The 10,648-nt window shown below is 58.9% G+C and carries 6 protein-coding genes and 1 pseudogene; 2 read left to right on the forward strand and 5 right to left on the reverse strand.

Translation table 11 applies throughout. The annotated features are described in order from the left end of the window. Positions 1-4 precede the first annotated feature (4 nt). From QMK51_RS14720 to QMK51_RS14730, 3 genes are read right to left on the reverse strand one after another with little or no spacing between them, the layout of a single operon-like run. A complete protein-coding gene (locus QMK51_RS14720) occupies positions 5-1,027 on the reverse strand; it encodes a hypothetical protein (RefSeq protein ID WP_320390679.1) in 1,023 nt (340 codons plus the stop codon). Further along, positions 1,024-2,046, reverse strand: coding sequence for a hypothetical protein (locus QMK51_RS14725; protein WP_320390680.1), 1,023 nt, complete (start codon positions 2,044-2,046; stop codon positions 1,024-1,026). The genes QMK51_RS14720 and QMK51_RS14725 overlap by 4 nt, the downstream gene beginning before the upstream one ends. Beyond that, positions 2,039-7,195, reverse strand: coding sequence for an AAA domain-containing protein (locus tag QMK51_RS14730; protein ID WP_320390681.1), 5,157 nt, complete (start codon positions 7,193-7,195; stop codon positions 2,039-2,041). Before QMK51_RS14730 ends, QMK51_RS14725 begins: the two co-directional genes overlap by 8 nt. 233 nt (positions 7,196-7,428) lie before the next feature. Here QMK51_RS14730 and QMK51_RS14735 point away from each other — a divergent pair, with 233 nt between their 5' ends. Then, complete coding sequence (locus tag QMK51_RS14735; protein ID WP_057010989.1) at positions 7,429-7,746, forward strand: hypothetical protein; 318 nt, start codon at positions 7,429-7,431, stop codon at positions 7,744-7,746. Positions 7,747-8,207: 461 nt separating this feature from the next. Then, positions 8,208-8,810, forward strand: a complete 603-nt coding sequence (locus QMK51_RS14740; protein WP_071488379.1) for a cysteine hydrolase — start codon at positions 8,208-8,210, stop codon at positions 8,808-8,810. Here the strand turns inward: QMK51_RS14740 and QMK51_RS14745 are convergent. Together QMK51_RS14745 and QMK51_RS14750 are read right to left on the reverse strand one after the other, a co-directional pair. Then, positions 8,800-9,246: a hypothetical protein gene (locus QMK51_RS14745; protein WP_320390682.1), complete on the reverse strand. Its 447-nt coding sequence runs from the start codon at positions 9,244-9,246 to the stop codon at positions 8,800-8,802. The genes QMK51_RS14740 and QMK51_RS14745 overlap by 11 nt on opposite strands. Beyond that, positions 9,246-9,464, reverse strand: a pseudogene (locus QMK51_RS14750) (hypothetical protein); the annotation flags it as partial. The pseudogene QMK51_RS14750 and the gene QMK51_RS14745, both read right to left, overlap by 1 nt. Between the last annotated feature and the right edge of the window lie 1,184 nt (positions 9,465-10,648).

The raw sequence follows: 10,648 nt of genomic DNA on the forward strand, positions 1-10,648 counted from the left end.
TCAATCAGGCCCGGCAAATGATTGGGCGCAGCCAAGCATCGCGGTTTCTGGTGCGCAACCACAGGTGGACCTGCGCGTGATCGGCGTGTTGTGGCTCGGCATCGACGGCAATCAGGCAGTTCCCGACATCAATCGCTTTACCCATCAAAATATCGCGTTTGATCAGGACCGTGTCACCATCCCCCGGTAGTTCGTAGCAACCGTCGAGGGTCGACACGAACCACTGGCGCTGGAACCGGGTGATGCCCAGAGGCTCACCGGGTACTTGTGCAATGGTGCGGGTCACGTCACCCGCAACGCTGACGACCGAACCGCCCGCCGCAATGGCCCACAATTCCCCTCTCGGACCTTCGACACCGGCAATCATATTGATGAACGCGCCGGCCTCAGTCGGCCATGGTCCATCAATTCGCTGCCAGGTCCCGCCCACCGGCCGACGCAGGATCAGGCCCGCATACCCCAGCGCGTATATTGCGTCTTGCGTCTGGACAATGTTGTTGACACCACCCAGCGTTCCGACAACGTGATCGTCGTGTTCAAGGCGAGCAACATGGCCCGATGTCCAACGATACAACCGGCGGCTGAACGTACCGATCAACAAGCCATCGCTCGCCCAACACAGGCATTCAGCAAGCTCGACGTTCTGGCCATCCGTGGCCACATAACCCAGTGTGCGGGAGTACCACTCATCGCGCGCGTTGAGCTGTGGATGGGGCGTAACCTGCCGCCATCCAGCCACCTGTCCAAGGTCGGTGTTGGTGATCAGCTCATCTTCGCTAGTGATCGCCCAGACTTGGCCGTCACTATCACTGACGATGGCCTGGATGGCATCTGGCACCCAAACCTGTGGTTGCAGGCGTAAATGCTCACCGTCCAGTTCCCCCCTGATAATCCAGGACGATGTATGACCGCTTTCGTCCGACACGTGTACGGCAAACCAGGGCACCCCGGCGGCCATTGTCAGGTCGGCAAGCTGGTAGCGCCGGGTGCCATGGGCGGGTGTTGATGGGTTTATGTTGTCGCTCATGTCACAGGCACCGGTTGTTGGGTCACTGTAGAAGGTACGTCGTAGAACAAAGGCAACTCCCTGTCCATGGGCCAGCCGGCCGCCGTGTAAAACTCACGCGCCTCAATCAGGAGCACCATGGCGACAGCGCGGCCGACACTTTTGCGTTCATTCCACGTCATGAATCCTGCCTGCGCCAAGGCAAAACCTTTGACGTTGAAACGTTTGAATTCATCCGAGTTGGCAAGGCCACTGTTCCTGACGGCCACATCCACACCCAGATCCGCGGTGGTATAGACATGGGTCATCCACTCAAGCACATGCTCCAGGTACTCGCCAGTCGTTGGGTTTTTCGCGGGCAGTGTCGGATCGCCGCGCAGCCGTTTGCGTGTGTGTTTCTGGGCGTCCGTCACAAATTTATGCTGCGATCCTCTGTTCTGTGAATCCTGCATAAACGTCGCGTAGCTCTGGTCAAGGCTGAAAGACTGCCCCCTGTGCAGTGACCCTCGCAGTGCCTTGTCGGGGATCAAGTGATCGGCATCGTAGCCACGGTAGATATTCAACACCTGGGCGTTGGCCGCGGACTTGACCTGGGAAATGATTTTGTAGCCGCCCGCCAAGGTGGGCATGCGTAGCAGTTCACGCATCGCTTGCTTGGTGCTGGCATCGAGCGCGTCGGTGCGCCAGTCGAGCCCATTGATTTTATTGGCCAACGCGACCGCGGCTTCGATTTCCGCACGCAGCACGTCTGCCTGTAGCGGGTAGGCCGCTTCAATGACGCTGGGCCGCAGGTCCGATACACTGTACGCCGGGTTGGACAGGATTCTGGAAATCACCTCGCGCGCTTCACGCTCACTCAGTGTGTGCCCATCAGTACGCGGGTAGGTAATGCCCGCGACGTCGAATGAGTCAACGAACGTGTGCTGTTGCGCTTGGTGCGCAGCGACGAACGCTGCCTGGGCAACTGCGTCCGAGGGGTCGCGCAATGCGGCCTCATAGGCGTTTCGCATCAGGGTCATGGTGGCAAAACTGCTATTCATCGGCAGTGCCCTCCGCGCGCGTGTTCGACGTATTGCCACGTACCAGATCATCGATGTGCTTGCCGAATGTCGAGGGCCTACCGTGTCCACGCGCTTGCATCCACGCCAATAAATGATCGACTGTCGGCTCAAGCAGCGAGCGGGTGCGTATGCCGTGGTCTTGCACTATCACTTGCAAGCGAGGGCTTTGCTCATCGAGCACTGCCTCCATCTCTGCCGACGCCCAATTGCGCGTGTGCTGGTGCAGGCCATCGGGGTCCAGCGCAAACCAACCTGGGTAGCTGCCCGGCTTGCCTGTTATCACCTCGACACCAATTTCAACCTGCCGGACAGCCGGTTTACCCGGCCACGTCAGGGGGTAAATCCGGCGTACAGTCTGAAACTGTCCATCTCGCAGGGAAGAGGCCAACATCAGTTTGGACATCAGGTCGTAAAGTTGCCGCTGCCTCGGGGTAAGCGCGGCCATCTTGGGGCTGTCGCCCTCCAGGCTGATGTCCAGAGGCACCAGTGCTCCGTGGGCACCGCTGCGGCCGCCGTCCGAAACCGGGTGGGCTTGCGCGCCAGGCGCGGGATCATCATCGTGCTGCTCGGCCTCAGCGGGTGAAGGCGAACCGGCAGGCGCGCCCCACGTATTCAGCTCGACGGCGGGCTGCAGGGAAAACAGCGCGACCTCAGCGCCTTGCGCATCGACCGTTGGTGCATGGGGGCCCGCAACCGGCTGCGCGCCGCACTGATCATCAAACTGCGCCGCCCAGGTGTGCACGAACGCAAGGTAGTCCGCCTCCCCTGCATCCGGCAATTGGGACAGGTGAGTCAGCGCATCGTCGAAGGCCATCAACAACGCATTGGCGCTGATTGTGTTCAGCCAAGGGTTGTTCAGCACCTTATCTGCCTGGCGCCGTCCGGACTCGGTCAGGAACAGGCGCCCCTGCGCATCCAATGCAGCCCAACCATTGTCGTTCGGTGCTGACTCGGGCTCGTCCTGCCCCTCGCGCATCTCATACAGTTTTTGCAACGTGCTCATGGTGCTCGACGGCATCCAGCCAAATCGCCTGAACGCCTCTTGCAGGATCAGGTTAGTGCCCAGGCTTTGAGCAGGTGCCAGCAGCAAGTCCTCATGCTCGAGCAGGCAAGGTGTCGGTGAAACCACCGCGTCGCTCAGTTGGTCGATCAAGGTGTGAACGCTCTCTGTGCGGTCACTGCCCCACGCGCGCCAGGCTTCGCTGCCGCGCCGCACCATCAAGCGAGCCGGCACGAGGGTATCGTTCACTTTCAGGTTTATCGCGACACCCAACCGTTTACCGGGTAACCCCGGGGAGTCACCATGGCCCGCCAGTACCCTGAGCAAGGGCCCTTTGACCCGTCCGCCCCCGACAATACCGTGACGCATGTAGACCGAGCCGATGAGGTTGTCCAGCACCCGCTGGGCAATGGCTCCATATGCCAAGCCCATATTCAAGGCCCGGCAAGCGCTGCCAGCTCGCTCGTCGGCGGTAGCGCCCTCGACCTGTACACACCGACCCTCCTCAAATGATCGGGCCATTTCGGGGGTGGTCAATGCATAAAACCTTACCCGACGCACCCTCTGGATATGCATGAACCACGGTGCTTCCTTGAGTACCTGGATCATGTGCCAGGCGATCGCTTCGCCTTGGGCATCATCGTCCGTCCCCAACACCAGCTCAGTGCATTGCAGTAAACGGCTGCCGGTATTGCGTAGGGACGCCGCCAGGTCACTGCCCTCGCGCTCGCTCAATTGCCAGTGCGGTTTGAGCCCATCACGCCAACTGATCGCACCGGGGCCTGGGAGGTCACGAATATGACCGCCACAGCCGAACACCTGAGCACCGCCAGGTACCAGTTCTTGAATGATTTTCGCCTTGTGCAAGGATTCGACAACCATCAGCGTGGCGGGACCGAGCTTGCACGCTGGCACCCGCGGAGCGCAGGTGAGCCGCTCATGCTCTGGCTCACGCACACCGGCCAAGCATCGTCCAACCACAGCCGAAGGCAAATCATTGTGCGGGTCCATCGCCTGCTGGGAAAAAAACAGATCGGAATGGCCAAACATAATGAAGCTTTTCTGCGCACGACTGATCGCTACGTTGAGCAGGCGCCCATCGTCACGATCGATAAACACCCGCTCACGATGATTGGTATCGGTTCGACGGCTGGCGCGGCTTTCCCGATTCACGGCACTGAACAACACCACAGGTTTCTCCGCCCCTTGAAGGGTATGAACCGTGCCGATGGTCAAACGCTCACTCAGGTCAGCGTCATCAGGGTCGAGTTCTTCGCGCACCCGACGCTTTATCGCTTCGACCTGGCCTCGAAATGGCGTGACGACCGCGACAAGTTTTTCCAACCCTATCGGCTGCTCCGGGTGGCCTTCGACCCTGGCGGCCCACTTCGCCAGGCGCGGTCCGTGCTCTTTAAGCCAGTCCACGATGGCCTTGGCTTCTCCAGGGTTGGACCATGAGTCGCCTTTGCAGGGCTCATCGTTCGGGCCACCGGTCTGATAGAACCCGAGCGGCGGTAGCGGGAACGTTGCCTTCATGCGTTTGCGCAACTGCATTTCAGCTTCGCCCTCGAGCAAGGGCAACTCGGCATCCGCGAACAGTCCTGCCAGCGGGTTGGGCACTTTGGGTTCCAACTCTTTGCTGAGCAAGCCGCCCTCGGCATCACGGTCGTGATCGTGGTACAGCAAATCGATACACACATTGATGATCGACTCTGCACAACGGTAGTGCTCACGCAGGAGCAGCCCGTCCCGTAGCCGTCCGTCCGGCATGGCCTCGGCAAACGATGCCCCGGTTGCGGCAAGCTTCATGATTGAACCCGTGGCGGAGTCCGCGCCACGCACGAGCAAGGCGCCCAAAGACGACGGATCGGCCCAACGGTCCTGCACCTGGCGCGCATCGACCTCGGGTGTTACCGAAGACACGGGGGAGAGCTGCTTCATATCGCCGACCACCACGGCTTTTTTAGCCAGGCTAAGCACCGGCACACCCAGCTCCGGCGCAGCTTGCCCCGCCTCATCGATAATCAGTAAATCCAGGAACGCGAACAGCGGCCTACGGCCCTCTCCCAGTAACCGTGGGGCGCTATGCAAGGTGGCGACAATGCACGGAAACAGCATGGCTGCGTGCCTGAGTGCGTTCTTTCGGCTGCCAGGCTCGGGGGTTGCGATCACACTGGCCAGCCAACGCGTCTCCCAGTAACGCGCGGCCAACTGGAAAATAATCGGCCGCCACACCACGTCCAGCAATTTCTGCTGCTGCGCCTGGCGCGCCTCGGGGGTTGCCGCCACACGCAAATCCGCGAGGATGTCGATGGCCCAGGAAGATGCCCATGCCTCACTGGGAAAGCGCGCAGCCAGTTCACCGGGCTCGATCAACGCGTCGATGTCAGCCTGGCGCTCGATTGCCGAGGCCAACCCACTGCGCAATACCTGGGTCAGCGTGTTCAGGTGCTCGCAGAGGGTCGACGCCGTAGGCGTTGTCGAAGCACTCTTCTGCATGAGATAGATAAAACGCGTGGCATCACTGACCTGATGTTTCTGCTCAACGCTAAACAACGCATTGAACAACTCTGGCAGCTCGCGGAAGGCATCTTCAAAGTGCCGCGCCAAAGCAAGGGCTGCCGCAACACCGTCTTCGTACGATTGCTTGAGGCTGGAGGACCCGACGCCCAAGATGCGCAACTGCTTTTGCCGGATCTCAAGCGTGGTGAACTTGCTGCGATGGGTTTTCCCCTTGGCCTTGGACGGTGCGCTGGCGGTGAAACCCAATAGTGGCTTGCCCGTAGGGTCCAACCAACGACGTGCCAGGGCATGCTTCCTGCCTACGGCACCGTTGAACGTGCCCATCACATTCTCGACACTCTGGTTGGTCGCCCCGCACACAAACGTGACGGGGCAATGTTCGCGGTTATCATAAGCCGCCAACACCCATTGGTTGGCGATCATCGCACGCAGCATGGCCGTCTTCCCGGTGCCCGGCGGCCCACTGACCGCAACCACCCCGACCTGCTCACCCAACCGGCCGAGGGCGTGCAATGCGCGGCGCTGCGATTCGTTCAAGGGGTCTGCGCCGCGATTGACGTCTGGCTTGTCGAGGTGTGTGGCCTTATCGACCATGGCCACGTGCCGGATCGTCACCTGCGGCGCTGCCATGCCGCCTGCCTGGACAGCCGAACGGTGTCGTCCGGCGCCTATGAGCTGCTCCAGTGCGCCGATGGACGGCGCATTGGGGATCGCTTCATAGATGTTGGCGAGCGCACGTGTTGCATAGCCAGGCTGTCGCGGCACCGCAACCCATTGCCCCGTGATCGGCGCCATTCCCATCTCAACCCCATCCGCTTGAACGTGGGCGAACAAGGCAAAACAGGCGTCGACATAACCGCTCAAATTGGCGCTTTGGCTCAACGTCGCGAAAAATAGCTTGAGCTCGTCGCGATAGCAATCGAAGTGGCCAATGGCCGGCGGCAGGTCGTTGGCCGCCATCAATGGCTGCGGTTCAAGCCATTGGCGGACCACACGCGGTCGGCAATCGTTGGGATCGCGTGGTAGGCATATTTGGTTTTTGTCGTTCAGGTCGAAAGGAAACCAGAACGCGATATTCAGCCGGTCGGGCTTGAGGCGTTTTTTTTTCGCGCCCGGCGCAGGCTTTTTATCCGGGTCGGGCCACGTGACCTGGACCTCATTGCTTGATGAGGTGGTTTGATGGAACACCAGCGCCATGGGAATACGCGGATCGTCATCCGGCTCGTCCGCCTCCTGCGCACCCTCTGCGTCGTCCTCTGAGGCCTCAAGTGCCTGCGCTTGCTGTTTTCGCCGGGCCTCTGCGGCACGCTCAGTGAGAATGCCCAGTGCCAGCGCCCGACGCTTGCCGAAACCGAGATTGAAGTTGGGCCAGGCCAGCCCCGCGAAATTTGTCACCGGGATGCGGACATCGGTGGCTTGCAGGCCACCCAAGTCATCGGCAATCAGCGCTCTGTGCCAGTAGTCCAGCACATTCGCGGGCAAACTCCCGACGGGTCCTGCCTGAGGGTCGACCTCCATCGAGTGCAGAACCTGTTCCTTGGAAACCGCTACAGCAGCAAAATCCTTGCGCAACCGCTTGCTCAAGTCCATGAGACGCCTAAACATTTCTTACACCCTATAAATCCGAACTGCATACGAAGAATGGCTCGTAGCGGCCAACAATGATGGCCCATTGCCTTGGTCGCTGCAATTCAAGCCGGGCACGTATAGTTAACGAGTGACCTGTTCAATGCTATACAACTCGTGTTTAGGTCAAACGCACCGTCAACCACCCGAGACTTTCCCCGCCCATGCACGGACGCCCCCTCCTCATCGCCCTATTCTTCACCGGTACTGCCATGGCTGCAGAACCCTCCCGCTACACCTACGACGAAGCCCCCACCGATGGCTTCATGTACGCCGTGCGCTATCAGCAAGCCAAACTGGCCTGTGGTTCGCTGCCCGAAGATCTCGAGGCGGACTATGCTAAAGCGATGCGGCTGACTGGCGAGGCCAGCCCTGCGTTTAAAGCTAGCTATGCACAGCGCTTGGCAACCCAGCCAAAGTGGAGCAAACCGGCGTCGCCTGAAGAACAGGCGCTTGCGTGCGAACAAAGCCAGCACACCTTGCGCGTAACGGTGCAGCTCGCCCGGCAATGGTTTCCCGGTGGCTGGTAGCCACGTGTTTTAACCCATTGATCGGCCCATTGATCGGCATAGGTATCTACACAACAATTGGACCTGACCAATCCCGAAGCCCTGGCTTTTGATTTGGCTTTTGATCTTAGGCGCCCCGTTAACCACGCTGGCCGAACGCAGGCTAGGCGAGGTGCCGAGTGGTGGGGCAAGAGCATTTGCTTACTTTTGCGCTTCTCAAAAGTGAGCCGCCGTAAGGACGGAACCCATATCAGCCATCACCTAAATAACGGATATGTACTCCGACCAAAAAGCTCCAGCGCCATACACACAGCTATCGCAGGCAAGCCAGCTCCCACATGAGAGCGATGTACACCCAAGAAAACCTAGTAGCATGATGGGCCGCCTTCGCGAGCAAGTCGAATCGTCGCACCGCCGCTCCCACAGGTCCGGCGTAACACTCAAAGTTGTGTAGATACCTACCCACTGATCGGAGGTCCACGATGAACCCACACAGCACCGCCCTTGTCCTGATCGAGTTCCAGAACGACTTCACCACACCCGGCGGGGTGTTTCATGATGCGGTCAAAGACGTCATGCGTATTGGCGACATACTGGCCAACACTGCAACCACGGTGCAGCAGGCGCGCAAGCTGGGCGTGAAGATCATCCATTTGCCGATCCAGTTCGCCGAGGGTTACCCGGAGCTGACCACGCGCGACTATGGAATATTGAAGGGTGTGGCTGATGGCAGTGCTTTTCGCACCGGCAGTTGGGGGGCCGAGATCACCGAGGCTGTGGGCCGTGAGGCCGGCGATATCCTGGTGGAGGGCAAGCGTGGGCTGGATGGTTTTGCGACGACGGGGCTGGACCTGGTGCTGCGCAACAACGGCATCCAGAACCTGGTGGTGGCAGGTTTTCTGACCAATTGCTGCGTCGAAGGCACAGTGCGTTCAGGCTACGAGAAGGGCTACAACGTGGTCACCTTGTCCGACTGCACGGCAACCTTCACCAGCGAACAGCAGCAGGCCGCCGAGCAATTCACGCTGCCGATGTTTTCCCAGGTGCTGCAACACACACAGTTCCTGGAAACCCTCAGCCGTTAAGGGTGATTCCCGAATAGACCGGCGCAGGCACCTTGTGCCGGCGCGGTCGCTGTTGCCAGGCAAGTTGCGCTTGCGCCCGGGCGACGGCTTCCAGGACTTTGTGCGCCCATTGTTCATCATCCGGACGCACGACAACCACACGAAAACCGTGGTCGTAACCTTCGATTTGCACGCCTTCGGAGTCGTCCACGTGCAGGTCGATATCAAAGGCGGTCGGCAGCTTCGAAGGCGCGTTCGACAACCCGCGTGCAGCCAGCGCATGGCCATTGCGCAACGGCTCACCCAGCCAACGGTGCACACATTCCGGCAGCTTGCTGTCTTCAGCGGCGCTGTGGTGCGGCTGGCAGGCCAGGGTGTCATCAATATCAAACGAAATACGCACGCGCTGTTGGTTGAGCACGTTCTTTACGGTGTCGAGCGCTGGATTCCTTCCCATCATTGGCCACCCTGGTACACGGGCGCCGGTGTGTCCCTGAGGAAAAATTGCGCCGGGTCAGGGGCGTTATCTTCCAGGAACGCTGGATATTTTTTCTTGATCTTGGGCAATTCGTACAAAGCCTTCACACCATGCTTGGCGGAGTTGCGAATAACCGAGGACGGGTTGAAGTAGCCCTCGGCGTTGTCCAGCGTCAGCACAAACGGTGGCAGCCCCGCATGACCCTGGTACACATCCGAAACAAGAAACAAATCGATTGCACGCAGATGGAAGGCTGCTGCCGACGCATTGCAGCATAAAAATACTGCAACGCAACGCCGAGGCAGGATGAGGACTGTCACAAGAACATTAAATACTGACTTCAGGGCGTACACTGAAAGCTAGCCAAAGCCACACTGGTGTTTATCAGGAATCGCCATTCACGATCGCTAGCACAGCCGATGCAAGTGGGGGCACAAATGGGGGCACAACTCTTTTTTTTCGACCTGAAATAACCGTCCTAGAGCCAAGTCAAAATGTTTTTCGGCGACCCTGAGAGTCTTTAGGCGTCGTCTGGCAGGCTGTTCGGCTGATCATTTCTGCCTTTCCACAAACCATGGAGCTCCATTCACTTCCAGTGGATTGCTACATTGGGGGCATATTTGAGGGCATGCTTTGGATGGTTTGAAAAGGATGCCCCCAGCCTGAGGCCAAGCAGGCTATTGATGAGGATGGGTGGACTGAGGGAGATATGAACCCTCGACCCTACCCCGTAAAAACAACCGAAACGCATCGAGTCGTCGAGAGCTACTCCGCTTCGCTACATTTACCCGGCGAACCGTCGCATTCATTAGAATCAAGCGTTTTACTTTCCTTATATTTATCTATGAATTTCTTACTTTCCGCCCCCCAGTCATTTTTATGCAAGAACCAATCATCCGAGAGCGCAATATGAGTGAGATTCCGCATAGCCCTATCGAAATCAGAGAACAGATCATCGACGACATTCAATGGAAGTTCAACTCTAACCAGATGAGAGCTGGTCGCAGTTCACGGTGCCACCTGGAGCTCTGGCGCAGTGCACCCAACGCCCAGTGATCCAAGTGATGAGCAAGCACTTAGCAGTGGTAAGGCCAGCAATGAAACCAGTTTGTATTTCAGCGACCCTTGCATCTAACGCCCCTTAAAAGGGCGCGCAGCTTAAAGCGCAATGGCGCATCACACTAGCTTGCCTTTTAAAGAAGGTGTGTCCAATCATGGCTGAAATCCGGCAGCGCTCATGCGCTGCAAGCTGCCAGGAACATCCGTGGTCTCGTATCTTCCCTGAGAGACGTACGAAAGATCTCGAAACGTTCCAGACAGTCTTTGAAGCGAAGTTTCAATTATGGCCAACTGGCACCACTGCCCTTCTCTCTCCTTTCGC

This window comes from Pseudomonas sp. P9_31 (genome assembly GCF_034008235.1).
GTDB lineage: Bacteria > Pseudomonadota > Gammaproteobacteria > Pseudomonadales > Pseudomonadaceae > Aquipseudomonas.

Coding starts and splice junctions, on each gene's coding strand:
- QMK51_RS14720 (WP_320390679.1), bottom strand. CDS start 1,027: ATGAGCGACAACATAAACCCATCAACACCCGCCCATGGCACCCGGCGC.
- QMK51_RS14725 (WP_320390680.1), bottom strand. CDS start 2,046: ATGAATAGCAGTTTTGCCACCATGACCCTGATGCGAAACGCCTATGAG.
- QMK51_RS14730 (WP_320390681.1), bottom strand. CDS start 7,195: ATGTTTAGGCGTCTCATGGACTTGAGCAAGCGGTTGCGCAAGGATTTT.
- QMK51_RS14735 (WP_057010989.1), top strand. CDS start 7,429: ATGGCTGCAGAACCCTCCCGCTACACCTACGACGAAGCCCCCACCGAT.
- QMK51_RS14740 (WP_071488379.1), top strand. CDS start 8,208: ATGAACCCACACAGCACCGCCCTTGTCCTGATCGAGTTCCAGAACGAC.
- QMK51_RS14745 (WP_320390682.1), bottom strand. CDS start 9,246: ATGGGAAGGAATCCAGCGCTCGACACCGTAAAGAACGTGCTCAACCAA.